The sequence below is a fragment of the Mycobacterium sp. IS-2888 genome, assembly GCF_001954215.1.
Classification (GTDB): domain Bacteria; phylum Actinomycetota; class Actinomycetes; order Mycobacteriales; family Mycobacteriaceae; genus Mycobacterium.
Genome location: NZ_MBET01000099.1, coordinates 201,703 through 226,365 on the forward strand (window position 1 = coordinate 201,703; position 24,663 = coordinate 226,365).

Annotated in this window: 24 protein-coding genes and 1 pseudogene; 15 read left to right on the forward strand and 10 right to left on the reverse strand. The window is 65.8% G+C overall.

Translation table 11 applies throughout. The annotated features are described in order from the left end of the window. The first annotated feature begins 31 nt into the window (after nucleotides 1–31). From A5745_RS19805 to A5745_RS19820, 4 genes are all read left to right on the forward strand, one after another. Nucleotides 32–1,054 (forward strand): LLM class F420-dependent oxidoreductase, encoded by a 1,023-nt coding sequence (locus A5745_RS19805; RefSeq protein ID WP_076060405.1) that lies wholly within the window; start codon nucleotides 32–34, stop codon nucleotides 1,052–1,054. A gap of 11 nt (nucleotides 1,055–1,065) precedes the next feature. Then, nucleotides 1,066–2,286, forward strand: a complete 1,221-nt coding sequence (locus A5745_RS19810) for a cytochrome P450 (RefSeq protein WP_076118338.1) — start codon at nucleotides 1,066–1,068, stop codon at nucleotides 2,284–2,286. A gap of 68 nt (nucleotides 2,287–2,354) precedes the next feature. Further along, nucleotides 2,355–3,191 carry an SDR family NAD(P)-dependent oxidoreductase gene (locus A5745_RS19815; RefSeq protein ID WP_076118340.1) on the forward strand — a complete coding sequence of 279 codons (837 nt, stop codon included), beginning with the start codon at nucleotides 2,355–2,357 and terminating at the stop codon, nucleotides 3,189–3,191. After that, a complete protein-coding gene (locus tag A5745_RS19820; protein ID WP_076118281.1) occupies nucleotides 3,188–3,928 on the forward strand; it encodes an SDR family NAD(P)-dependent oxidoreductase in 741 nt (246 codons plus the stop codon). The genes A5745_RS19815 and A5745_RS19820 overlap by 4 nt, the downstream gene beginning before the upstream one ends. On the opposite strand, the gene A5745_RS19825 is transcribed toward A5745_RS19820, so the two are convergent. Then, nucleotides 3,925–5,082: a Zn-dependent alcohol dehydrogenase gene (locus A5745_RS19825; protein ID WP_076118283.1), complete on the reverse strand. Its 1,158-nt coding sequence runs from the start codon at nucleotides 5,080–5,082 to the stop codon at nucleotides 3,925–3,927. The two genes, A5745_RS19820 and A5745_RS19825, sit on opposite strands and share 4 nt — an antisense overlap. Continuing rightward, the gene (locus A5745_RS19830; RefSeq protein ID WP_076060412.1) at nucleotides 5,079–6,305 is read right to left on the reverse strand and encodes a cytochrome P450; all 1,227 of its coding nucleotides are present in this window, start codon (nucleotides 6,303–6,305) and stop codon (nucleotides 5,079–5,081) included. The genes A5745_RS19825 and A5745_RS19830 overlap by 4 nt, the downstream gene beginning before the upstream one ends. Nucleotides 6,306–6,458: 153 nt before the next feature. On the opposite strand from A5745_RS19830, the gene A5745_RS19835 reads away from it, so the two are divergent. From A5745_RS19835 to A5745_RS19855, 5 genes are read left to right on the forward strand one after another with little or no spacing between them, the layout of a single operon-like run. Further along, nucleotides 6,459–6,818, forward strand: coding sequence for a Rieske (2Fe-2S) protein (locus A5745_RS19835; RefSeq protein WP_076118285.1), 360 nt, complete (start codon nucleotides 6,459–6,461; stop codon nucleotides 6,816–6,818). Then, complete coding sequence (locus tag A5745_RS19840) at nucleotides 6,815–7,858, forward strand: amidohydrolase family protein (protein ID WP_076060416.1); 1,044 nt, start codon at nucleotides 6,815–6,817, stop codon at nucleotides 7,856–7,858. The genes A5745_RS19835 and A5745_RS19840 overlap by 4 nt, the downstream gene beginning before the upstream one ends. After that, a complete protein-coding gene (locus A5745_RS19845) occupies nucleotides 7,858–9,006 on the forward strand; it encodes an amidohydrolase family protein (RefSeq protein WP_076118287.1) in 1,149 nt (382 codons plus the stop codon). Before A5745_RS19840 ends, A5745_RS19845 begins: the two co-directional genes overlap by 1 nt. A 3-nt stretch (nucleotides 9,007–9,009) precedes the next feature. Further along, nucleotides 9,010–9,438 carry a hypothetical protein gene (locus A5745_RS19850; protein ID WP_076060419.1) on the forward strand — a complete coding sequence of 143 codons (429 nt, stop codon included), beginning with the start codon at nucleotides 9,010–9,012 and terminating at the stop codon, nucleotides 9,436–9,438. A gap of 6 nt (nucleotides 9,439–9,444) precedes the next feature. Next, the gene (locus A5745_RS19855) at nucleotides 9,445–10,410 is read left to right on the forward strand and encodes an alpha/beta hydrolase (RefSeq protein ID WP_076118289.1); all 966 of its coding nucleotides are present in this window, start codon (nucleotides 9,445–9,447) and stop codon (nucleotides 10,408–10,410) included. Nucleotides 10,411–10,427: 17 nt separating this feature from the next. Here A5745_RS19855 and A5745_RS19860 read toward each other — a convergent pair whose 3' ends face one another. Together A5745_RS19860 and A5745_RS19865 are read right to left on the reverse strand one after the other, a co-directional pair. After that, complete coding sequence (locus tag A5745_RS19860; protein ID WP_076060423.1) at nucleotides 10,428–11,000, reverse strand: hypothetical protein; 573 nt, start codon at nucleotides 10,998–11,000, stop codon at nucleotides 10,428–10,430. After that, the gene (locus A5745_RS19865) at nucleotides 10,997–11,872 is read right to left on the reverse strand and encodes a hypothetical protein (RefSeq protein ID WP_076060425.1); all 876 of its coding nucleotides are present in this window, start codon (nucleotides 11,870–11,872) and stop codon (nucleotides 10,997–10,999) included. The genes A5745_RS19860 and A5745_RS19865 overlap by 4 nt, the downstream gene beginning before the upstream one ends. Before the next feature lie 190 nt (nucleotides 11,873–12,062). Between A5745_RS19865 and A5745_RS19870 the strand changes: the two genes are divergently transcribed. Then, on the forward strand, nucleotides 12,063–13,223 hold the full coding sequence (locus A5745_RS19870; protein ID WP_076118292.1) for an acyl-CoA dehydrogenase family protein: 1,161 nt from the start codon (nucleotides 12,063–12,065) through the stop codon (nucleotides 13,221–13,223). Next, on the forward strand, nucleotides 13,220–14,455 hold the full coding sequence (locus tag A5745_RS19875) for an acyl-CoA dehydrogenase family protein (RefSeq protein WP_076118294.1): 1,236 nt from the start codon (nucleotides 13,220–13,222) through the stop codon (nucleotides 14,453–14,455). Before A5745_RS19870 ends, A5745_RS19875 begins: the two co-directional genes overlap by 4 nt. Nucleotide 14,456: 1 nt before the next feature. Here A5745_RS19875 and A5745_RS19880 read toward each other — a convergent pair whose 3' ends face one another. The 4 genes from A5745_RS19880 to A5745_RS19895 all read right to left on the reverse strand — a co-directional run bounded on the left by A5745_RS19880 (nucleotide 14,457) and on the right by A5745_RS19895 (nucleotide 19,481). Then, complete coding sequence (locus A5745_RS19880; RefSeq protein WP_076118297.1) at nucleotides 14,457–16,421, reverse strand: SpoIIE family protein phosphatase; 1,965 nt, start codon at nucleotides 16,419–16,421, stop codon at nucleotides 14,457–14,459. Nucleotides 16,422–16,525: 104 nt separating this feature from the next. Beyond that, entirely contained in the window at nucleotides 16,526–16,963 is a 438-nt protein-coding gene (locus A5745_RS19885) for an anti-sigma factor antagonist (protein WP_076060432.1), read from the reverse strand. A gap of 195 nt (nucleotides 16,964–17,158) precedes the next feature. Next, nucleotides 17,159–18,364, reverse strand: a complete 1,206-nt coding sequence (locus tag A5745_RS19890) for an amidohydrolase family protein (protein WP_076060434.1) — start codon at nucleotides 18,362–18,364, stop codon at nucleotides 17,159–17,161. Nucleotides 18,365–18,452: 88 nt separating this feature from the next. Next, the gene (locus tag A5745_RS19895) at nucleotides 18,453–19,481 is read right to left on the reverse strand and encodes a hotdog fold thioesterase (RefSeq protein WP_076118299.1); all 1,029 of its coding nucleotides are present in this window, start codon (nucleotides 19,479–19,481) and stop codon (nucleotides 18,453–18,455) included. Nucleotides 19,482–19,544: 63 nt separating this feature from the next. Between A5745_RS19895 and A5745_RS19900 the strand changes: the two genes are divergently transcribed. From A5745_RS19900 to A5745_RS19915, 4 genes are all read left to right on the forward strand, one after another. Then, nucleotides 19,545–20,390, forward strand: coding sequence for an SDR family oxidoreductase (locus A5745_RS19900; RefSeq protein ID WP_076118342.1), 846 nt, complete (start codon nucleotides 19,545–19,547; stop codon nucleotides 20,388–20,390). Nucleotides 20,391–20,568: 178 nt separating this feature from the next. Beyond that, nucleotides 20,569–21,534: a metal-dependent hydrolase gene (locus tag A5745_RS19905; protein ID WP_076118301.1), complete on the forward strand. Its 966-nt coding sequence runs from the start codon at nucleotides 20,569–20,571 to the stop codon at nucleotides 21,532–21,534. 8 nt (nucleotides 21,535–21,542) lie between these two features. Then, nucleotides 21,543–21,719: a ferredoxin gene (locus A5745_RS19910; protein ID WP_254848403.1), complete on the forward strand. Its 177-nt coding sequence runs from the start codon at nucleotides 21,543–21,545 to the stop codon at nucleotides 21,717–21,719. A 4-nt stretch (nucleotides 21,720–21,723) separates the two neighbouring features. Then, nucleotides 21,724–22,923 carry an NAD(P)/FAD-dependent oxidoreductase gene (locus A5745_RS19915; protein ID WP_076118303.1) on the forward strand — a complete coding sequence of 400 codons (1,200 nt, stop codon included), beginning with the start codon at nucleotides 21,724–21,726 and terminating at the stop codon, nucleotides 22,921–22,923. Here the strand turns inward: A5745_RS19915 and A5745_RS19920 are convergent, their stop codons facing one another. After that, nucleotides 22,924–24,426, reverse strand: a complete 1,503-nt coding sequence (locus A5745_RS19920) for a class I adenylate-forming enzyme family protein (protein ID WP_076118305.1) — start codon at nucleotides 24,424–24,426, stop codon at nucleotides 22,924–22,926. Between the two features lie 49 nt (nucleotides 24,427–24,475). Further along, a pseudogene (locus A5745_RS24810) lies at nucleotides 24,476–24,663 on the reverse strand (acyl-CoA dehydrogenase); the annotation flags it as partial.

Sequence of the window (24,663 nt, forward strand, 5' to 3'; positions counted from 1 at the left end):
ATACTGGATTGCTTACTGTAAAGTTACCCGCATGGCTGAAGCCACCCGCCTCAAGATCGACGGGGGCATCCCCAATCGACTGGCGGTGGTGGCCGAGGCGGCCGCCGCGCTCGAGCAGCAGGGATATGACGGGGGCTGGACCGCCGAAACCAGTCATGACCCGTTTCTGCCGCTGCTGCTTGCCGCCGAACACACGTCGCGCCTCCAGCTCGGCACCAACATCGCGGTGGCGTTCGCGCGCAATCCGATGATCGTCGCCAATGTCGGTTGGGACCTGCAGGCGTACTCGAAGGGTCGATTCATCCTTGGGCTGGGCACCCAGATCCAGCCCCACATCGAGAAGCGGTTCAGCATGCCGTGGAGTCACCCGGCGCGCCGGATGCGCGAATTCGTTTCCGCGCTGCGCGCGATCTGGTCCGCCTGGAAGGACGGCACCAAGCTGCGCTTCGAGGGCGACTTCTACACGCACAAGATCATGACCCCGATGTTCACCCCCGAGCCGCACCCCCACCCGCCGCCGAAGGTCTTCCTCGCCGCCGTCGGCGAGACCATGACCGAAATGTGCGGCGAGGTCGCCGACGGCCACCTCGGTCACCCGATGGTCTCGAAGCGCTACCTCGAAGAGGTGACGCTGCCGGCGCTGCGGCGAGGCATGCAGCGCTCCGGCCGGGACGGCAGTGGCTTCGAGGTGTCATCCGAAGTCATGGTCGCGACGGGCGACAATGACGCCGAGCTGGCGGCGGCGATGACCGCCGCGCGCAAGCAGATCGCGTTCTACGGATCCACACCGGCGTACCGCACAGTGCTCGACGTGCACGGTTGGGGCGACCTGCACGCCGACCTGAACCGCCTCTCCAAGGAAGGCGAATGGGACGCCATGGGTTCGCTCATCGACGACGAAATGCTCGGTGCGTTCGCGGTCGTCGGCCCGGTGGACACGGTTGGCGCCGCGCTCCGAAGTCGTTGCGAGGGCGTGGTCGACCGCGTCCTGCCGATATTTTTCAAAGCCTCTCCGGACTGTATTGCCACCGCACTGAAGGAGTTTCGCCAGTGAGCACGCCCACGATGGATGACGCCGCCAAGCTGCTAACGGATCCGCTGGCGTACACCGACGAGGCGCGGCTGCACGCGGCGCTGACTCACCTGCGGGCGAACGCGCCGGTGTCCTGGGTCGACGTGCCGAACTACCGGCCGTTCTGGGCGATCACCAAGCACGCCGACATCATGGACATCGAGCGCGAGAACATGCTCTTCACCAACTGGCCACGCCCGGTCCTGACGACCGCGGAAGGCGACGAGATGCAGGCCGCGGCGGGGGTGCGCACGCTGATCCACCTGGACGACCCGCAGCACCGGGTGGTGCGCGCGATCGGTTCCGATTGGTTTCGTCCAAAGGCCATGCGGGCGTTGAAGGTTCGCGTCGACGAACTGGCCAAGATCTATGTCGACAAGATGATGGCGTCGAGCCCCGAGTGCGACTTTGTGCAGCAGGTGGCGGTCAATTACCCGCTCTACGTGATCATGTCGTTGCTGGGGCTGCCGGAGGCCGACTTTCCCCGCATGCTCAAGCTGACCCAGGAGCTGTTCGGCAGCGATGACTCGGAGTTCAAGCGCGGCAGCACCAACGAGGACCAGCTGCCGGCGTTGATGGACATGTTCGAATACTTCAACGGCGTGACCGCGGCACGCCGCGAGCACCCGACCGAGGACCTCGCGTCGGCGATCGCCAACGCCCGCGTCGACGGCGAGCCGTTGTCCGACATCGACACCGTGTCGTACTACCTCATCGTCGCCACTGCGGGACACGACACCACCAGCGCCACCATCTCCGGTGGCATGCAGGCACTCATCGAGAACCCGGACCAGCGCGAGCGGCTGGGCGACAACCTCGACTTGATGCCACTGGCCACCGAGGAGATGATCCGCTGGGTCACCCCGGTGAAGGAGTTCATGCGCACCGCCGCGGAGGACACCGTCGTGCGCGGGGTGCCCATCGGAGCGGGCGAGTCCGTGCTGCTGTCGTACGTGTCGGCGAATCGCGACGAGGATGTCTTCGACGACCCGTTCCGCTTCGACGTCGGGCGTGACCCCAACAAGCACCTGGCCTTCGGCTATGGCGTGCACTTCTGTATGGGCGCCGCCCTGGCTCGCATGGAGGTCAACAGCTTCTTCTCCGAGCTGGTGCCGAGGCTCAAATCCATTGAGCTGACCGGTGATCCGGAGCTGGTCGCGACAACATTTGTCGGTGGCCTCAAGCATTTGCCGGTGCGCTACTCGTTGGCCTGAATCGGGCTGCGGCCGCTGAGCGGTCCGCTTAGATCGCGCTCGCTAGACTCCCCGTGGAGGACCAGGCAATGGCGCGCAGGACGATTCTCATCACGGGTGCCAGCGACGGCATCGGTGCCGCGGCGGCCCGTCGGCTGCACAGTGGCGGCGAGAACGTCATCGTGGTGGGGCGCTCGGAAAGCAAGACCGCCGCGGTGGCCGCCGAATTGGATGCCGACTATTTCGTGGCCGACTTTTCCGACCTGTCCCAGGTTCGGGCGCTGGCGGACAAGATTCGTTCCCAATACCCGCGCATCGACGTGTTGGCCAACAACGCCGGAGGCATGTTCACCGACGTCCACAACACGGTTGATGGGCACGAGATAACGTTCCAGGTCAATTACCTGGCGCCGTTTCTGCTCACCACGCAGTTGGTGGAGGTGCTCGTTGAGTCGCGTGCCTCCGTCATCAACACGACGAGCTCGTCACAGCGGCTGCTTCCGCGAGTCAGGATCTCCGACCTGGACAGCACGGCAGGACGCCGACCCAGCGTCGCGTATGCCTTGAGCAAACTGGCAATTGTGTTGTTCACCATGGAGTTACATCGGCGATACCATGCCAGCGGGTTGTCGACCGCGACGTTTCACCCCGGCTTCGTCAACTCGAATTTCGGCGAGGCATCGGGGTCACGGTTTCTCACGTTCATGAAGTACCGCGTGCCGATAAGCGCCCGATTTACGCTCACCGCGGACCAGGGAGCCGACCAGCTGGTCTGGTTCGCGTCGAGCAGGCCCGGCGTCGATTGGACGTCTGGCGAGTACTACGTGAAGCGCAAGATCGCGAAGGCCAATCGTGCGGCTTATGATCCCCAGCTCGAGCGCGAGTTGTGGGACCGCACCCTGGCCAAACTGGGGGTCGCGCCGTGACCGCCCCGATCGCCCTGGTGACCGGCGGTGGGTCGGGGATCGGTCGCGAGGTTGCAGCGCGGCTGCGCGAGGCCGGTCACGGGGTCGTGGTGTGGGACCTGTCCGGCGGCGACATCGCTTGCGATGTCAGCGATCCCGAAGCCGTATCGACCGCGATGGAACAAACCGTGCGCAGCCACGGCGTGCCCACCCGGGTCGTGACCTGCGCAGGGATCGGCGCGTCGGGCATGCTGCTCGAACAGCCGCCCGCGGAATGGGAGCGGGTGTTGGCGGTCAACCTCACCGGCACCTGGCTGACCATCCGGGCCGGGGCACGGGCCATGGTCGACGCCGGCGTGGGTGGCTCGATCGTCGCGGTCTCGAGCATCAGCGGCACCCTCGCCGACCGCGACATGGGCGCCTACTGCGTGTCCAAAGCGGGCGTGGACATGCTGGTGAAGGTCGCCGCCGTGGAATGGGGTGTGCACGGCATCCGGGTGAACGCCGTCGGGCCTGGTGTCACCCGGACGCCGATGCTGGCGAAACCCGAACAGCTTCCCGGCTGGGTGGAGGGACTGACCGAGCGGACCGCCCTGGGCGGCGTGGGTGACGCGGGCGACGTGGCCGGCGCCATCGTGGGCGTTCTCGAATTGCCCTGGGTGACCGGCCAAATCGTGCACGCCGATGGCGGCTTGGCGCTGCACAGCCCCATCGACGCCTACGGTCAAGCCCAGCGGGCGATGGGCCGCAAGGACTAGCTGATCCCGTAATCGATGATGCCCCGGACGATCTTGCCGTTGAGCAGGTCGTCGTAGGCGTCGTTGATGTCGTCGAGGCGATAGCGCCTGGTGATCATCTCGTCGAGTTGCAGTTGCCCGGTTTGGTAGAGCGTGGCCAGCCGGGCGACGTCCGACTTCGGGTTGCAGGAGCCGAATATGGTGCCCGCCAACGTCTTGTTCATCAGGATGAAGTCCTGCAGATCGATGTTGACCGACCGAGTCAACTGCGAGGTCATCCCGGTGAGCACACAGGTCCCGCCCTTGCGGGTTAGCTTCACCGCGTCGCGCACGTCGTCGGGGGTGATCAAGGACGGTGAGACCACCACCGCGTCGGCCATCACCCCGTACGTCAGGCCGCGCACCAGGTCGAGCGCCTCATCGACCGTCGCGACGCTGTGGGTCGCGCCGAACTGCAACGCCGACTTCTGTTTGAACTCAACGGGATCGACGGCGACGATCTGCGCGGCGCCGTTAATCCGGGCGCCCTGGATCGCTCCCGTGCCGATCCCGCCGACGCCGATCACGACGACGGTGTCCCCAGCGCGCATGTTGGAGCGGTTCGCGACTGAACCGTAGCCGGTCGGGATCGCGCACGACAGCAGCGCGCTCGGCGCCAGCGGCAGGTCCGGCTCGATCTTCACGAGCGAATTCGTCGATACAACAGTGTGTTCCGCGAACGCACCGACCTTGGCGATGTGGCCCAGATTTCGGCCGTCGGCGGTGTGATGCCGGAAGGTGCCATCGGTGGGCATTCCCGGAATCATGGTGCCGATGCCGACGTCGCAGATGTACTCCATCCCGGTCGCGCACCAGCGGCACTGTCCGCACACGGCGACGAACGACATCACCACGTGGTCGCCGGGCACCACGCCGGTGACGCCCTCGCCGACTTCACGCACGATGCCGGAACCCTCGTGGCCGCCGATCATCGGGAACATGGTGGGCAGCCCGAGGGATCGCATCACCTCGTTGGGCGCCGACATGTCGCCCTTGAGGATGTGGTCGTCGGAATGGCACAACCCGGCGGCGGCCATCTCGACCAGAACTTCGCCCGCTTTCGGCGGATCAAGCTCGAATTCCTCGACAGACCAGGGCCCTCCGACATCGTGGAGGATAGCCGCGCGGCTTCTCATGCGGCCGGGCTGAACGTGACCGGAAGCTTGTTGGGCGACCGGAAGGTGAGCCCGACGATTTTCGACTCCTCGCCGGTTCCGTCGTCGGGCACAAACGCCAAATCCTTGACCCGGTCGAAGAGGCTGTTCAACATGACCCGCGTTTCCAGGCGCGCCAGATGCATGCCGAGGCACATGTGGATGCCGCCGGCGAACGCGATGTGTGCCTGGCGGGGCCGCTGAATGTCGAACGTGTTCGGATCGGTCCAGCGGCTGTCGTCGCGGTTGGCCGAGCCCATGCACATGTCGATCTGCGCTCCGGATGGGATTGTCTTGCCACCGATTTCGACTTCCTCGGTCGTCGTCCGCATCACCATGGTCAACGGGGTTTCGAACCGCAGGCCCTCTTCGATCGCGCTCGGAATCAGTGATCGGTCCCGGGAGACCATCGCCAACTGCTCGGGATGCGTCAGCAATAGGTACAGCAGGTTGCCCGACGAGCGATAGGTGGTCTCGAGTCCGGCGGGCAACAGCAGGCGCAGGAACGCGATGATCGCCTCGTCGCTGAGCTTCTCGCCGTCGATTTCAGCGGCGACCAGATCGCCGATGATGTCGTCGGTGAGTTTGCGCCGCCGCTGTTCGACCTGGTTGAGGAAGTAGCCATGCAGCTCGGTCGCCGCGTTGAGCCCCGCCTCGATGTCGGTGGGGATCGAGATGAGGTCCAGCGACAGTCGCCGGAAGAGGTCGAGATCCTCGCGGGGGAGTCCGAGCAGTGTGGAGATGATCCGCGTCGGAAATTCGAAGGTCACCGCCTTCACCAGGTCGGCGTGACCATCGTTCTTGATTTCGTCGACCAGCCGATCGCAGACCGGCCCGATGACCGAAGGCTCCCAGCGCTCCAGCGCGGTGGCGCGAAACGCCTTGGCCACCAGGTTGCGGTGGTCGTGATGTTCCTTGCCGCCCATCGCCAGGATGGTGTGGCCCATCACCAAACCGATGGTCTCGTCGTACTTGTGCGAGCTGAAAATGCGGTCGTCGCGGAACGCCTGGAACAGGTCGTCGTAACCGAACAGGACCCATTCGTCGGGCGGGCGCATCTCCTCCGGCATTTGGGAGTGGTCCGCCAGGGCACCATGCCAGACCGGGTCGGTGCGCCTCATGTACTCGAAGAACGGATACGGGCTGGTTTCGCCGGTGAGGTCGAGAGTGACGGGCTGGCCGCCCGGGTCGGTGCTGAGCGTCATCCGCGCTCCTCCTGAACAGCCGGTATGGCGGGTTTGTATCGAAGGGAATATCGCTATCATAGTATAAATAGCAACGAAGCCCAACGGTCTTGTAGTAGTTACCGTAATGGGCACAGTATTGACCCTGGTGTCAAGAAGGCGGAGATTCAGCAGGTGCCCACGCGGCGTTTCGTGTGCTTCCTCGACGAGCTGCCACCCGGCGGCATGAAACTGGTTGACGTCGGGAAGTTCGGCGTGGGCGTATACAACGTGCGCGGTGCCCTGTACGCGATCGTGAACTATTGCTCGCACGAGGGTGCGCCGCTGTGCCTGGGCCTGATCGGCGGCACCAACGAGTCGGCTCCGGAATCGCCCGATCGGATGCGCCGGGTGCGGGACGGCCACATCGTTCGATGCCCTTGGCACAACTGGGAATTCGATGTCACGACGGGCCAAAACGTCGCCGATCCGCGACGCCGCGTCCGCACCTACGAAGTCGACGTCACCGACGGTGAGGTGTACCTGACAGCATGAGCCCCAACGTCATAGATACCAATGTGCAGCCGCACTTCCGCTACAACGCCGAGATCCGGCGCTATCTCCCCGATGCCCACAAGCTGCGGGCGATCCCCGATGTCGAGCAGCAGTGGTACCAGGCGCCGGGCGGCGATTACCGCCAAGACCTCTACGGAGAGAACTACCCGGGGTCGGATCCCGACACCGTCGGCCGCCATTTGTCCTCAAACGGCGTGGACTACGCGATCCTGAACCCGCTGACCCGCGGAAACATCGCGGATTACCTGCTCAACAGCAGGATCTGCGCCGCGGTCAACGACTGGCTGCTGGACCGGTGGCTGGAACCCGACACCACCGGCCGCTTCCGTGGCACCATCCGCGTCAACCCCGAGGACCCGAAGGGCGCGGTCGCCGAGATCGAGCGCCTCGCTGCGCATCCCAAGCTGGTGCAGGTCGGCGTTCCGATGCAGTCGCGCGAGCCGTACGGCAAACCGATGTTCGAGCCCATCTGGGAGGCCGCGGCCGCCCACGGCCTGCCGGTCGCGGTGCACATCAACGGCGGCAACGGCGTCGACCATCCGCCCACGTTCGCCGGCCACGCGCACACCTACCCGGGATATGCGGCCTTCATGCCGCTGAACTACTTCGTGCACCTGGCAACCCTCATCGTCGAGGGCGTGTTCGGCCGGCACCCGAGCCTGAAATTCGTGTTCGCCGACGGCGGTTACGACATCCTCACCCCGTTGATGTGGCGACTGGACACCTTCTGGTTGTCGATGCGGGACCAAACACCGTGGGTGGACCGCTATCCCAGCGAGTACCTGCCCGGCCATGTCCGGTTCTGCTCGTCGGCGTTCGACGGACCGGTCGACACCGGCGCGATGCAGCGCTGGATGGAGTTCAGCGGCAAGTCCGACCTGCTGATGTACGGGTCGAGCTATCCGCACTGGTCCACCTCGTCGCCGGACGCGATGGCCGAGGGACTCGACGATGCGCAACGCGACAAGGTGTTGTGGCGGAACGCCAGTGAGCTCTACGGGATCAAGGAGCGTGTGTGATGACAACGATCGAGCGAGTCGACTCACCAACGGGTCAGGAGGACGAAATCGCGGTCACCATCGTCGACACCGATGTGCACCCGCTACCCGTCTCCGCCGAGGTGCTCAAGTCCTACGCCCCGGCCGAATGGGTGGACAAGATCTGGCCGACGGGAAATGCCGTCAGCCCCGTGCCGCACTTCTACGACACGCCGGACTCGTACAAGACGATGTCGCTGCGCCTCGACGCGGCCCCGCCCGACGGCGGAGTCGCCGGCAGCGACCCGGATTTCGCCGCCAAGCAGTTGCTGCTCGACGCCGGCGTCAGCATCGCGACGCTGGAGCCGATGTGTGACGCGCAGCTGCCGCAGGCCGAGCATGTGCTGAAGTCGACCCACAACGACTGGCTCGCCGACGTCTGGCTCGACAAATACAACTGGCATGGCCGGTGGCGCGGGTCGATCAGCGTCAGCGCGCAAACGCCCGAGCAGGCGGCCCGCGAAGTCGAGCGGTGGGCCGGGCATCCGTACATGGCACAGGTGCTGATGACCCCGCAGACGCGTGGAATCCCTTTCGGCAACCCGCATTTCGACCCGCTCTACGAGGCCGCCTCGCGCAACGGATTCCCGGTGGCCACGCACCTGATGGGTCAGACGCCCTTCGAGTTGATTCCGTTGTACCCGGTAGGCAACCCCGCGCACTGGCATGACTTCTTCGCGTCCTGGCCGCTGCTGTACGTCTCGCACCTGATGAGCCTGGTGTTCGACGGTGCGTTCGATCGCCATCCCGACCTCCGGGTGGTCTTCGTTGAGGGCGGCTTCACCTGGGCGATGCCGGTGATGTCGCGGATGGACAGGATTTGGGAAGCCCGCCGCGGCGACCTGCCGCATGTGCGTCGCCGCCCCTCGGAGTATGTGCGCGAACACGTCCGGTTCACCACGCAGCCGCTCGAGGACACCGACACCGTGCAGTTTCGCGAGTACCTGCAGATGATGGACCTCGGCGACAATCTCATGTTCTCGACCGACTACCCGCACTGGAGCTACGACGCTCCGACCTACGCCATCAACCGGTTCCCCGCCGACCAGCGCGAGCGGATCATGCGCGGTAACGCGACCGCGCTCTACGGGCTACCCGCAACCGTCAAGGCGTTGCCCGGGGAACGGTGAGCGATGGCCGATCTGACCGCCAAGTTGAGCGCTCTGATCGGCGAATACGACGCGAAATGGGCGGCGCTGGATATCGCCGGCGTCGCCGACCTCTGGGAGCGTGACGATCCGCGGCCGATGTACATCGGCGACGAGTACGCGACGCCGCTGATCGGCGCCGACGCACTCGACAGGCATTGGGCCCGGCTGGCCGGCCGCTTGAAGCGGGCATCGATGTCATCGCGGCTGTGGTGCGCCGAGGAACTCGCCGGCGGCATTGTTCGCTGCGTGCTGCTGAGCCGATGGAGCTTCACCGGAGAAGAATCCGATATCGCGCACACCGGCACCAGCTGGATCACCTGGCTACTCACTCCTCGCGGCGACGGGTACCGCATCTTTCACCACATGGAATCGCAGGTCTACCTTGAAGAGGGTTTCCCGGACGGAAGTTGAGAGGGTATGACACAAACGGATCTGACGCGGCCGCAAGGTCTTAACCGCATCGACCCGGTGCTGCGCGAGGCCGCGATCGATGTGGGCATCGTCGAATTCCAGGCCGAGACGCTTTCTGCCGAGCGGGAACACGCCAATTTGCTGGCCGCAAAGCGTGCCGCTGCAGTCGGCACCGACGGAGTGACCATCGAATCGCGATCCATCCCCGGGCCGGGAGGCCAGCAGCTCAACCTCCGCTTATATCGGGGCCCCTCGCAAGACGCTTCGGGCACACCCCTGGTCCTCTATGCCCACGGCGGAGGCTTCGTGACCGGAAACCTCGACACCGATCACGCGCAATGCGTTGAGCTGGCCAGGGACGCCGGATGCCTGGTGGTCTCGGTCGACTACCGGCTGGCGCCGGAAAACCCCTGCCCGGCGGCATTGGACGACGTCGAGGCGGGCTTTTACTACGCCATCCGCAACTGCACCGAGCTGAACGTGGATGTCGGCCGGATCGCGGTGATGGGCCGCGACGCCGGCGCCGCACTGGTCGCGGGCCTGACCCAGCGCATGTTCGACGACGAAGGTCCGCAGATCCTGGTGCAGATCCTGCATCAGCCGATGCTGGACTCCGACGCCACCCAATCGCGGCGCGAATTCCAGCGCACGCCGGGGCTCAACGGTCCCGCGGTGAGCCGGGCGTGGAACCACTACCTCAGTCAAGCCGGCGCCAACGGTCAACACGTTCCGGCGCATCGGGCGAACCTGGAGGGCCTGCCGCCCACGTTTATCAGCTGCTCCGAGATCGACCCATGCCGTGACGAGGCGATCGACTATGCCAACAGGCTGCTACACGCCTACGTTCACACCGAGCTGCACGTTATTGCCGCGACTTTCAACGGCTTCGATGCGCTGGTTCCGGATTGGGTTGTGTCCCAAGAGAACCGGGCGCTGCACGCGCAGACGCTGCGCCGCGTGTTCGCGATGTAGCGCTCGGGTCGCGTGGCTTAGATCGGGTCGAACTTGGTGATCAGCCAGTGGTTGTCGACCCTGGTCATGCTCACCAACACATTGCTGGCCGACATCGACGGATCGGGCTTGTCCTTGCTCGTGGTGCTCTGGTCGACGAAGACCAGAACGACGGCCGAATTCGGATGCAGCTCCGACACCGCCGCGCCCATGATGTGAGCCGTGGTTTTCAGCGACTTTTGTTTGGCGGCCGGAGCCACGATCTCCGAGGTGAACTGGTTGTAATAGGACAGGAAGTCCCCGGCGAGGTGCGACTTGGCGGCGGCAAAGTCCTTGTCGAGCGACTCCGGTGAGTAGGACAGCAGCGCCACCGTTCCATCCGATGCCGCGCTGACCACCGCCCGGGCCACGTCGGGGCTGGTCTGCTGCGCGGGCTTGTACTGCCGGAAGTACAGCCACGCCGCCGATCCGCCGGAGATCAGCAGCAGCACGATCAAAATCACCGGAACGAGTTTCGCGTTGCGCAGCATGCGTAGCCGGTTCCGGGTGGGTCGCGCGGGCGATTCCTGCGTTGCGGGCTTTTCGGTTGCCTCGGGCGTCTTTTCGGTCATGGCACGAAGTCAACTTTCGACATCTTGTACTGTCCGCCGTCATCGGTCACGGTCACGCGGAGCCGCCACGCGCGCGGTTCGTCCTTGGCGCCCGCGGAATTGGTGATCTTCGAGGTCGCGGAGACCAATACCGTTCCGGAATGGTCGTCCATGGATTCAAGGGCCGCGCTGTTGACCGTTCCTTCGGTGACGACCTTGGACTGCTCGACGACCGTCGTGAAATCTTTTGCGCGCTGCTGGAAATCGTCCCTGAACTGTCCGGTGGAGCTGTCGATGACGCGCTGGACGTCGTGCTGGGCATTGTTGAAGTCCAGGGAGGTCATGTTGACAACGCCCTGCCTGGCACCGGCGACGAACCTCGCGGCGCGCTGGTCTCGCTCGGTGGCGGCATTGTGTTGCCAGACCATGTATCCACTGGCCGCGCCGAAGCCGACGATCAGGATGATCGCCGCCGCCTTCCACGTCACGGACAGTGACGGCAGCCAGCGCCGCCACCGGGCCGCCCCCGCCGCCGGTTCCGTGGCCTCGGCGGTCTCGTCGGAGGTTTCCTCATCGGCCGTCTCTTCGGGCTCGGCCTCCGCGGCTTCCGCCTCGTCGGCCCGGGGCTGGGGCTCGGCCGTGCTCTCGGGCTCAGCCTTGCTCTCGGGTTCTGCGGCGGCCTCCGGCTCGGCCTCAGCCTCGTCTTTGGTCTCGGGCTCTGGTTCTGCCTTAGCCAGCGCCTCGCGGCGCAGCCTGGCGGCGCGGGCGCGGGCGCGGGCAGCCGCCGCCAGCGCTTCGGCCTCGGCGGCCTCAGCCTCGGCCTCCTCGAGGAGGGCCATGGCGTCGGCTTTCGATGTGGCCGAATCCTCCCGCGGTTCCTTCGCCTTAGGCATCGCGCTCACCGCTGGTCAACATCATTATCGACTGGACTCCGGTATCTCTTACTGTATTGCTCATTGATAGCATCAGAGTCTCCAGCGAACTCCGACGAGGACCGATGAGGCGGACGATCATCCACCCACACTTTCCACCTTGCATCCCTGGCAGCGGCGATCGAATGCCCAGGAAGGCCCTGTCGACACCATGACCGCCGTCGACTCTCCCGAAAAGATACTCTTCGCTTCCACAACCCAAGCCTTTCTCCAAAAGGAAGCGCCGCTGCGTCACGTCCGCGAGCTGCACGCCGCGGGCGCGTCCTTTGATCCTGCATGGTGGCAGCGGGCCGCCGAACTCGGGTGGACGGGTCTGCTGGTTCCGGAGGAATTGGGCGGCGGCAGCGTGTCGGGCAGCGGCATCGCCGACCTCGCCATGGTCGCCGAGCAGCTGGGCAAGACGGTCGCGCCCGGACCGCTGTACCCGGTCAGCATCGTGCTCGCCGCGCTGGCCGGCTGCGCCGAGGCGCAAGCGCACGCCGACACGATCGAGTCGCTGATGTCGGGCGAAACGGTGGCCTCGTGGGCGGTGTCCGAGCCGGGCCGGGGCTGGGCGCCGCAGGATCCGACGGTGACGGCCACCGAAACCGACGCCGGGTACCGCATCGACGGCACCAAGGACCGCGTCGAGGCCGGCGCCCAGAGCGCGCTGCTGCTGGTGGTGGCGCGATGCGGCCCAAATGCTTCTGACGTTCGCCAATTCCTGGTCCGGACGGACGCGCCGGGCGTACGGATCGTGCCGCAGCAGTCGGTGGACCTGGTTAAGCAGTACGCGCGGGTGCAGTTCGACGGTGTGGTGGTGGAGCGGTCGGCGGCCGTGGGGGGCGCGGCCGAGACGCCGGCGTTGATCGAGCGGCAGAGCCAGATCGCTCAGGTGTTGCAGTGCGCGGAGGTGGTCGGCGTCCTGCAGACGGTCTTCGACTTCACCGTCAAATGGGCGCTGGACCGGCATACGTTCGGTCGCCCGCTCGCGTCGTACCAGGCGCTCAAACACGGGTTCGCCGACATGAAGCTGTGGCTGGAGGCGTGCCGCGCCACCACTGCCGCGGCGGTCGCCGATGTGGCCGCCGGCGCGCCCCAGGCGGGCCTGTCGGCCAGCATCGCCAAGTCCTACGTGGGGGAGACTGCCGGGCGCGTCGTTCAGGCGTGCGTGCAGATGCACGGCGGCATCGGTGTCACCTGGGAGCACGACCTGCATCTGTACCTGAGACGGGTTACGTTGTACCGCTCTATGTTTGGCACTCCCGAGGAGCACAACCTGAGGGTGTACGAGTCGGAGAAGGCGGTCCGGTCGATGGTGAACGCCGGATGACGGCAGCCGAAACCGTCGCGGAGTTCGCCGCCCGCGCGCGAGAGTGGTTGGCGGACAACATGCCTGCCATCGACCCGGACTCTCCGCCGGGCGCGCCACGCGATGACGAACGCTCCTGGCTGCGAGCTCGCGAACTGCAAAAGCGGCTCTATGACGGGGGATTCGCCGGCATCTGCTTTCCCCGCGAATACGGTGGTCTGGGGCTGGATTACGCATATCAGAAGGCATTCGACGAGGAATCCCGCAACTACGAGATGCCGTTGATCCTCAACACCCCGACGTTCACAATTTGCTGCGCCACATTGCTCGACATGGGTAGCGAAGATCAGAAGAGGCAGCACATCGCCGCCGCGCTGCGTGGCGATGAGGTTCTGGTGCAACTGTTGTCGGAGCCCAGCGGTGGCTCGGATCTGGCCGGCGTCCTTACGCGCGCGGAACGGCGGGATCACCGTTGGGTGCTCAACGGCGCCAAGACGTGGAGCACCAGCGCGTTCGCCGCCGATTACGGATTGTGCCTGGCCCGCACCGACTGGGACGTGCCCAAGCACGAGGGCCTGACGATGTTCCTCGTGCCGATCGCGCATCCGGGAATCACGTTGCGGCGCATCACGATGCTGAGCGGTTCCACGGAATTCTGCGAGGAGTTCCTCGACGAGGTCGACGTCGGCGACGACGCCGTCGTCGGGGAGGTCAACGGTGGCTGGGCGGTGGCGTCGCGGCAGCTGTATCACGAACGCCGGGCCGTCGGGCAGGGCTCGGAATTCTCCAGCGGCGCGGGCCATGAAGGCGGCCATACGACCCCGGTCGACTATGCCGAACTCGCCGAGAAGACGGGACAGGCCGACAACGAGCGCGTGCACGAAATGGCCGGCCGGGCGCTGGTGCACCGCGCGGTGGCCGAGCAGCTGATCGATCACGTGTACCGCAACGTCAGGGACGGCGTGTTGCCTCCGGCCGGCGGCACGCTCATCCGGCTCTTCCACTCCGAGACGGTGACCCTCGAGATGGACACGGCGCTGGCGATCACGGGGGCGGCTGGTGTGGTGGGGGACATCGGCGAAGGGTTGGAGGCCGGGCTGCGTTATCTGTCGCGGCAGAATGTCGCCATCGGCGGCGGCACCACGGAGATGGCCCGCAACGTCATCGGCGAACGGGTGCTGGACTTTCCACGGGAATACGCCGCCGACCGCGGGGTGCCGTTCAATCAGGTGCGTCACGGCAAGGCGCGCTGACCTAATCTTCGACGAAGACGTTCTCGATCTCGCCGCTGACTACCGGGATCTGGACCAGCGACAAGACGTGGTGCGCCGGGCTTCCGGGCGGTGCCACCAGCAGACAGTCGCCACCCTGCATGCGCGCCCGGTCCCGCGCGGCGGCCAGCGCGCTGATGCCCGCCGATCCCAGGTGGGTGACCGCGCTAAGGTCGATCGTCAAAGATGCTATGCCCGAGCGGCTTTCGACTGCAATCTGACGATCCAGGGTGGATGCGGTGTGGGCATCGACATCGCCGCTGACGATGATGTGACCGGCTTCGTCGACCATGGAGACGAATTCGGAGTTGACCGCACGCTGGTAGGTCGGCCGGCCGATCATTGGGTCGGAGACGAAGTTCGCCGGCCGCGAAAGGCGGTGCGTAAGACTGGCAGTCGTCCCGTCGATGCCATGCGTGACAACAGCACGGGATACCAAGGCTTCGGCCATCGCGAGTCCGCGCCCACGGCCCTGTTCGCCTTCCCGGTAGTCCTTCCACTTGCCGTGGTCGCGGACCGAAGCATGGAGGTTGCCGTCGCCGGACAAAGATGCCTCGACGACAACGCCGTCGGAAACGTCAGTGGCGTAACCGTGTTCGACGGCGTTCTCGACGAACTCCGAGATGGCGTGCACCACGTCGGATATGTCGGCGTCGGAGGCACCGATCTCCGCCAGCCAATCACGAAGCCGGTAGCGCACGGCGCGCGCGGCGCGGATCGTCGCATCCACGGTCATGTGCAACGGTGAGGGTGGCGTACGCCGTTGCGCCGCAAGCAGTGTGACGTCGTCGTTGTAGCCGGTCGACCGGAGCAGCAACTCAAGGGTTTCCGAACAGATGCGGTCGATCGGCCGCGCCCCCGCGTCGATGAGAAAACCGCTGCTGCCGCCGGCGACATTGGCGGCCAGGTCGGCGAATTCCGCGGTGCTGGCAACCAGCGGCCGGCCGGGACGTTCGATCAGGCCGTCGGAATACAGCAGGACCGAGTCGCCGACGCCGAGGAGCTCGGAGCGCATGGGAAATCCGGCCCCGCTGCCGAGCGGGCCCGCGCCCGACGGTTCCACGTACCGCGACTGCGCGTCGGCGGTCACGAGCAGCGGCGGCGGGTGTCCGGCGGTGCAGTACTGGAACTCCCCGGTGGCGTGATCGAGCGAACCGACGCAGATGGTGGCCGACTTCGATCCGGGTACATGCTCGTGAAAGCGGTCCAGAGTGTCGAGGGCCTCGGCGATGGTGCGGCCCGCAACGATCTGCATCCGAAGGGCGGTGCGCAACTGCGACATCACGGCCGCGGCTTCGACACCGTGGCCGACGACATCGCCGACGATCAGAACCAGCCGATCACCGAGGGCGATTGCGTCGAACCAGTCGCCGCCGGCACCCGTGTCCTCGGCGGCGACGAGGTACTGCGCGGTGATGTCGGCACCGGGAACGACGGGCACCGACGGGGCCAGTAATGCCTGCTGCATAACGGTGGCCGAATCGCGCATGTTTCGGTAGCGCTCGGACAGCTCCTCGATGCGCGCCTCGGCGGCGAGCCGCGCCCGCACCCGGGCGGTGACATCGTCGAAAATGAGTTGCACGCCCATGATCGATTCGTCCTCGCGGCGGCGGGGCGTGACGACAAAGTCGAAGAACTTCTCCTGCAATCCCGTACCGTCGTAGTCGGCCTGCAGCCGCCACTCCGACCCGGATTGTGGTTCACCGGTTTCATACACCCGGTCGAACATGTGGTAGATCTGCTGGCTCTCCAGCTCCGGAAAGACCTCTCGCGCAAGCTTTCCCACGGGGTTGCCGGTCGGATTGAAGGCGCGGTAAGCCGCGTTGACGGCGACGAAGCGATGGTCCGGCCCCTCCAGGCCAACGAGCATCGCCGGCACATTCTCGAATATGCGACGCACCTCGTCGGCCGGACCCACGGTTTTGTCCCAGTCCTTTTCGGCGACCATATGGCCGTCCCTCCTTTACGGACCGAGCAAAAAGCCTGTGCGAATCCATTACTCGCAGGCAATCAGCCTATCAACGGGTAACGGGTGCTCAGCGCAGCAGTTTGCTAACGCGCCGCAGGCGCCGTCGACAGGGCGGCGTCGGTGGTGGGATGCAGGGACAGAACGTCGCGGAGATTGCATGCTTCTACCACCCGGGCGACGCTGGGATCGCAGCTCACCAGCCGAAGTTCGACCCCACGGCGACGGCACCGCTCCGATTCGGTGGCCAGGACGGCGAATGCGCAGCAACCCATGAAGCCGAGGCCGTTCACGTCGACAACGAATGGACCGGGTTCGCTGGCGACGGCGGCCGCCTCGCCGACCAGCCGCTGCCAAATGTGCTCGTTGGAGCCGTCGACCTCACCGCCCGCGCGGACGATTACTACCGTTCCGCTGCGTTGGGTGGTTGCCCTCAGCGTGCTGTGCGGATCGCCCAGCTCCGACAGCAGTCGAGGGCTCAAGGCGATCTGGGTGGGAAATGACTCCGCGGGAGCCAGATTCATCGTGCGCTCCTAGTCGGCCGCCTCGGCGAGGCCGCGATGGATGCCCGTCTATCTCTGGATACTGACCGTGGTGTTGCGTGGGTTCTTTTCTATAGCAACACGGGTGGGCCCGTCTATAGGACGCATGTTCACCAGGGCAGACAAAGTCGGGCCCTCGGACGTCGGGGGCGCGCTAGGTGTGATCCGGGAACGCCGTCAGGCGGACACGGGCTTCTTGGCCGGCTTCGAGACCTTCATCAGCTTCATCAGGTTGCCGCCCATGATCTTGGCGACATCGTCCTGCTCGAAATCGGTGAGCTCGTCGACGAAGGAGATGGGATCCTTCAGGCCCTCGGGGTGCGGCCAGTCGGACCCGAACAGCACGCGGTCGGTGCCCACCATGTTGACGATCTCGGTGAACCGGTCCTCCCAGAATGGGGTGATGTAGACGCAGCGCTTGAACGCCTCGACCGGGTCCTCGCTGAACGACTGCGGCATCTTCTTGTAGACGCCCTTGAGGCCCTTGAACAGGTCGGGCACCCAGTCGGCGCCGTTTTCGATGGACAGGATCCGCAGGTCGGGATTGCGCGACAGCGCGCCGTGGCAGACCAGCGCGCCCATGGCGTCCAGGATCGGCCGATGGCCCATCGCGAAGCTGCGGAATGGCGTCGGCTTGAACGGCAGGAACTCGTCGCCTGGCTCCCACACGTTCGCGAACTCGGAGTAACCGCTGTCCGAGGCGTGCATCGACACCGGGAGTTCGGCTTTGATGCAGGCCTGCCAGAACGGGTCGAACTCCTCGAGGCCGAACGAGCGGCTGCCCTTGAAGCCGGGCACCGGCGCTGGGCGCACCAGCACCGTGCGGGCACCGCGCTCCAGCACCCATTCGAGTTCTTCGAGCGCGCGCTCGACGATCGGCAGGGTGATCACCGGAGTCGCGAAGATGCGCTCCTCGTAGTTGAACGACCACGTTTCGTACATCCATTGGTTGAGCGCGTGGATGACGTCGTGCGTCATCTCCGGGTCGTCCTTCATGCGCTCTTCGACGAGGCTGGCCAGCGTCGGGAACATCAGGGCGTAGTCGATGCCGAGCTCGTCCATGACCTCCAGCCGCGGGCCGGGCTCGCGGAAAGCGGGGATGGCCTTCATCGGCTCGCCCAGGATCTCTCGGTAGCTCTTGCCCTGTGCGCCGTTACGGAAGTAGTCCTCCTGGGCGCCCGGCTTGGCGACCTTCTCGAACGTCGGGTTCGGGATGTACTCGCTGATGTGGCCGCGCACCACGATCTTGGTGCGACCGCGCACCTGGACGTAGTCGATCACGTGCTTGCGGTTGTCCGGGAGGAACTTGGTCAGCGCTTCCTGCGGTTCGTACATGTGGTTGTCGGCGTCGAACACGGGGAAGGAAAGTTCGCGAGACGGCATGGCGATCTCCTTGCGGCAGTCTTGATTCTCAGTCGGTGGTAATGACGTTACCACTTTTGCGCAACAACGTGTACCCGTCCCAGGGCGGCTAGGCGCCCGGCCAGCTGGGGAGCTGGGGTGTCGTTCCCTCGATCACCGCGAAGTTCACCGTCGCTGTGGCGAGCAGTTCGTCGCCGTCGCCGTAAATGTCGACTTGCATGACCATCGACCGGCGCCCGGACCGCAGCATCCGGGGCACCGCGAACGCCGAGCCCTGCCGGATCGGCCGCAGGTAGCGGACGAACAGGTCCGCGGTCGTCATCGTGGTGCCCGGTTGCAGGTATTCCAGCCCGAACTGTCCTCCGGCCACGTCCACGAGCGTGGCGATCAAGCCGCCCTGCAGCGCGCCGGAGGTGTTGACGACTTGCGGGCTGACCGGCATCGTCATCGCGAATTCGCCCTCGCGCGAGCCCGGCCGCATGCCGATCTGCGCGAACAGCTCCGAGAGGGACGGCGCGGCCGACTCCTCGTCGGTCTCCCGGATGCCCAGGGCGCGGCTGCAGAAGTCATACAGCTGGCCGGCGTCGATCGGTGTGCCGTTCAATTCGCTGCCCAGCCAATGCAATCGCTGCGCACCCACTATCGTCTGCATGACGATCGCGGCCGCCGCGCCGACGTCGAGTCCCGGGTTGAACACGCCCTCGGTGATGCCCTGCCCGACGATGTCCCGAATCAGCTGGTGCATGGGAGAGAGCACGCGCGCGTATTCGCGGGGACGGGTCTCGGCCAGGTACTGGTTGTAGAGGCCGAGCGCGCGATTGAGGCTGTCCTGGGTGGTCGATTCCGGTTGTTGGCTGACGCGGTCGATCAGCAGCTTGAGCGCGGACGTACTGTCCAGGCCGTTGGTCTCGGCGCGCCAGCCCTGCGCGGATTGCGCGATGGTCCTGTCGAACAGCGCCAGCAACAACTCGTCCTTGCTGCCGAAATGCTGGTAGAAGGCGCGCAGCGAGGTCTTGGAGCGCGCCACGACCTCCTGCACGGTGAAGTCGGTGCGTCCGGTTTCGCCCAGTATCGCGACAGCCGTCTTGATGAATCGCTCGGCGCGCGTTACTTCGGTTTCTTCGTGGGGGCCGGTCATGAGAATGAGGTTACCGCGCGCTGTGGCATATCCGCGAAGGTGGAATGCGAATATTCTTCCGCCATGGCGGCGACGGTGTCAGGGAAGATCGCATTGGTTACCGGCGGCGCGTCCGGCATCGGTGCCGCGCTGACCACCAAGCTGTTCGACGGGGGCGCCGAGATCTGGATCGCCGATCGTCAAATCGCAATGGCGCAGGAGCTGGCACAACGCCTCGACAGTGGCGGTGTTAGAGCGCATGCGATCGAGCTCGACGTGCGCGACTACTCGTCGTTCGAACGCGCAGTCGCCGAGGTGGTGGAGCGATCCGGGCGGATCGACTACCTGTTCAACAATGCCGGCATCGGGGTCGCCGGCGAGGCCGACTCATACACGCTCGAGGACTGGAACGACGTCTTTGATGTGAACCTGCGCGGTGTGGTGCACGGCATCCAAGCGGTCTACCCGCAGATGATCCGGCAGGGCTCCGGTCACATCGTGAACACGGCGTCGATGGCCGGTCTCGTCGCCTCGCCCGGCTCGGTGAGCTACACCGCCACCAAACACGCGGTCGTCGGGATCTCGAAGGCGTTGCGGGTGGAGGCCGAGCGCCACGGGGTGCAAGTGTCGGTGCTTTGTCCGGGCGCGATCCGGACCCCGATCCTCACCGGAGGCAAGTACGGACGGGTCGATATGCCCGGCGTCAGTGACGAGGACCTCCTCAAATCGTGGGAACGGTTGCGGCCCATGGCACCCGAGATATTCGCCGAGCGCGCCCTTCGTGCCGTGTTGCGGGGAGACGCGATCATCGTGGTGCCGGCATGGTGGAAGGCATTTTGGTACCTGGAGCGGCTCTCGCCAGCGTTGTCGATGCGATTGACGAAGGTAGCGCTTCGGCGCGTACGTGAATTGGAGTCCGCCGCTTCCTGATTGAACTCTCAGGAAAGCAGTACCGACGGTACGAATAACCCGTCCCTCGGGCGGGTACGCGCCTGAGTGAACAGTTGTTCCGCGGCGCGGCGCCGTTCGCTTCGCTGGTGGCTTGACTGTTCGTTTCGAGGCAACGAAGGAACCGGCGGAGGCGCTTCGTCGGCGGGAGGAGCTTCTCATGCCAGAGGTCCAACTTCACCACGAAGGACACCCGAAGTACCGGCGGATGGTCCGTTTCGATTGGTCGGACACACCCCTCCACTGGGTGCCCGGCGACCCGTTTTCGACCCACATGATCAACGTCCTGCATCTGTTGCTTCCCGAGGGTGAGCGGCACTTCATCAAGGCCGTCCTCGAGGCGTCGTCACTGGTCGATGACCCCGAGTTGGAGGCGGCCATCAAGCCGTTCATCCAGCAGGAGTCCTGGCACGCCTGGGCGCACCAGATCGTGCTGGACCACCTGGCCGAGCAGGGCATCGACACCAAGCCGTACACCGACCGGCTCGGGAGGCTGTTATCGATAACGCTGGGTGACGCCCCCAAGTGGTTTCCGCCGGCACTGAAACGGTGGTGGCTGTATCGCCGGCTGGCCGATGTGGCCGCGCTGGAGCATTACACCGCGATGCTGGGCCAGTGGGTGCTGACCAACCGAGGCCTGGACTACGCGAAGGCCGATCCCATGATGCTGGACCTGCTGCGCTGGCACGGCGCCGAAGAGGTCGAGCACCGCTCGCTGGTGTACGACGTCTTCCAGCACGTCAGCGGCAACTACTGGATCAGGGCGTTCTCGATGTTTTTCACGACGCCGCTGTTCGTCGGCTGGTGGATCGCGGGCGCTCGCTACCTGATGGCCCAGGATCCGACCATCGACCAAAAGTGGCGGTGGCGGGATTGGCTGTGGGCCGCCCGCGAGTACCGGGTGGTCGGCCCCTGGAAGCTCATGGTGACGACGCCAGTCCGGTATCTGCGGCCCAGCCACCACCCCAATGACGAGGCGTCCACCCAGATGGCGGTCGACTACCTGAACTACTCGCCGGTGGCGAAGGCGGCCCAGGAGCGGGCGCGCGCTCAGGCCAAGTCGGGCGGACCCGACGGTTCCCGCGGGGTTTCCGGCGCAGCAGCGGAAAGGGCTGAGGTTCGATGAAGGTTTCGGTGGATCTAGACACCTGCGACGGCAACGGCGTCTGCATGAGCATTTGCCATGAGGTGTTCGACGTGCGAGAAGACGGGCTCCACTTGCTCCAGGACGAGCCGCCCGCGGAGTTGCGCCAGCAGCTGATTGGCGCCGAAGTGTCTTGTCCCACGCAGGCGATCAAGGTGGAGGAGTGAGCCGATGCCGAGTCGTCAGCTGAAGGACGTGGTCGTGGTCGGTGCGGGCGTGGCTGGCACGCGGGCGGCCGAGACCCTGCGACAAGAGGGCTACGACGGTGCGCTGACCATCGTGGGTTCCGAGCGGCAAGCCCCCTACCATCGCCCGCCGCTGTCGAAGAAGTTGCTTACCGGCGAGGTGCACCGGGCGGGTGTCGACCTGGCGCCGCAGTTCGACTTCGAGGCGCGTGTGCTGCGAGGGGCATCGGCGCTCAAGTTGGACATGGCCGCGCGGGTGGTCCACGTGCGTGACGAAAACCAGGATCTGGCAGTGCGATTCGACGGGCTGGTGATCGCCAGCGGCGCGGTCCCGCGCCAATGGCCGGGCCCGGTTCCCGACGGTGTGTTCGTGCTGCGCACGGTCGACGATTGCCTGGCGATCCGCCAGCGGTTGGGCTCGCGGCCCCGGGTCGTGGTGGTCGGCGGCGGGTTCATCGGTGCCGAGGTCGCCGCGAGTTGCCGGTCGTTGGGCCTGGACGTGGTGCTGATCGAGAAGGCCACCAGTCCATTACTGGCCGCCCTGGGCGGCGAGCTGGCACCTCGCTGGGCGGACCTGCACCGCGACCATGGCGTGGATTTACGGGTCGGCGTGGGTGTCGACGCATTCGTCGGCAACGGCCGCGTCGAGGCGGTTCGGCTCACCGATGGTTCACAGGTTCCGGCCGATCTCGTCGTCATCGGACTAGGCGTGGCTCCCGCCACCGATTGGCTCGAAGGTTCGGGATTGCCTGTTGACGACGGCGTGGTCTGCGATGCCACTGGAGCGGTCGAGGGCGGCACCGATGTCGTCGCCGCCGGCGATGTCGCGCGCTGGTTTCACCCGCTGTATGAACGGCACTTGCGGACCGAGCACTGGGACGACGCGGGACGTCAGGGTGCGGCCGCGGCTCGGACGCTGCTGGCGGGGCCGGACGACGCGGAGGCGTACGTCGACGTGCCATATTTCTGGTCCGATCAGTACGACGTGAAGGTGCAAATGCTGGGCGTACCAACCGATTACGATGCCCTCGAAGTTATCGAAGGCGATCCCGATACGTGGGAGTTCCTCGCGGCGTACGGACGTGGTGGCCGCACCATTGCCGTACTGGGGACGGTCTCGAATCGGGTGTACGCCTACCGCGATGCCATCGCGCAGCGCGCCGAATTCCCGCCCGCAACGGCCTGACTAGCCGCCCCGGGCCGCGATCATCGCCGAGCGATTGACCTTGGTCGCCGCGGTGCGCGGAATCGCGTCGACGAACTCGACGGTCTTGGGGGCCTTGTAGTGGGCGAGCCGGCTTTTGGCGTACTCGATCACCTGCTGCTCGGTGAGCCCATCGTGGCCCTCGGCGAGTTGCACCACGGCATGCACGCGACGTCCCCACTGCGGATCGGAGAGCCCGATGACCACGACGTCGGCAATGCCCGGGTGGCCCGCGAGTGCCGACTCCACCTCGGCGGGAAAGACATTCGCGCCGCCCGTGACGATCATGTCGACGCGGCGGTCGACGATGTAGAGGTAGCCGTCGTCGTCCAGGTATCCGATGTCGCCGGCGGAAACGAAGCCGTCATCGGTCGACGGCAGCGGCGCCGCGCCGCCCAGGTAGCGGGATCCCGCGCTCATCGGCGCGCGCAGATAGACCTCGCCGTGTTCACCGGGACCGAGCGGTTTCTTGTCGGCGTCCAGGATCCGGATCTCGGTGTCACGGAAGCCGCGGCCGACGCTGCCTGGGTGAGTGAGCCACTCGTCGGCCCGCAACGCGGTCAGCCCGAGGTTCTCGGTCATGCCGTACGCCGTCACGATCCGCTCGGGGCTGAGCAGCTCGCACCAGGTGTGCATGAGCGACGGCGGCATCACCGCGGCGCCCTGCAGGATGAACACCACGCTGGACAGGTCGCGCTGCCGGACGTCGGGCCGGGCCGCGATGCGCGACAGCATGGTAGGCGTGGCCGTGAAGTTGGTGATCCGATAGCGTTCGATCACGTCCAAAACCAATGCTGCGTCGAACTTTTCGAGCACCACCAGATGGTCGCCGGCGAGCAGGAAGAGGAAGGTGGCGAAGCCGTTGGTGTGATACATGGGCGCGGGCACCATGATCGTCTGGGGCTGGGCCACCGGCGTCCAGTTCGACAGAAACGGTTCACCGTGCTGCGGCGTCCACAGCGACGGCGCAAGGCTGAGGATCACCTTGGGCACGCCGGTCGACCCGCTGCTGCAGATGCCGTTGGAGTGGAGGGCAACGGCCTCGGGCAGCGGGCTCGAGGACTCACCGGCAGCGCGCGCCTCTAACTCCCAGCGGGTGGTTTCGTCGACGGCGACGGCGGGGTCGATCACCTCGCGCACCCGCTCTCGCTCCCACTCGGGCAGGTCCCAGTGCATGGGTACGGGAACGGCGCCGATCTTCCAGCATCCGAGGGTCCCCAGCACGAGGTGTACTGAATTCGGGATAGCAAGCGCGACAAGGGAACCCGTCTCGGCGCCGCTGGCCGCCAGCGCACGCCCCCACTGGTTGGCGCGGGCGTCGAGCTCACCGAACGTAAGCGACTGCGCGCTGCCGTCGAGCGCGACGATGGTCACCGCCGTGTCGCCGTGTCGTTCTTCGGCGAGCTGCGCCAGTTTGGTCCCGAACGGGATTCCGTCTTCGAGCGGGCTGGGTGTTGCCGAAGGCGCGACGGGTTCTGTGCTCAATGGCGCCGCTCCTCCTCATCGCTGCGCTCTGCATCGTCGCCGGCGCGGCTCATGCCGATACCGGACCGCTGAACAGCGTCTCCAGCGAGCCGTCCGGCACACCCAGCCGCTGATCCGATTGCCGCTGAGCACCGAACAGCTGGCTCTGCGGCTGATACCCGGTGTGCCGGTCGAGCACGCTGACGTCGGACTCGTCGCAAAAGCCCAACGCGCCGAGTAATTGATGGGAAGTGCGCA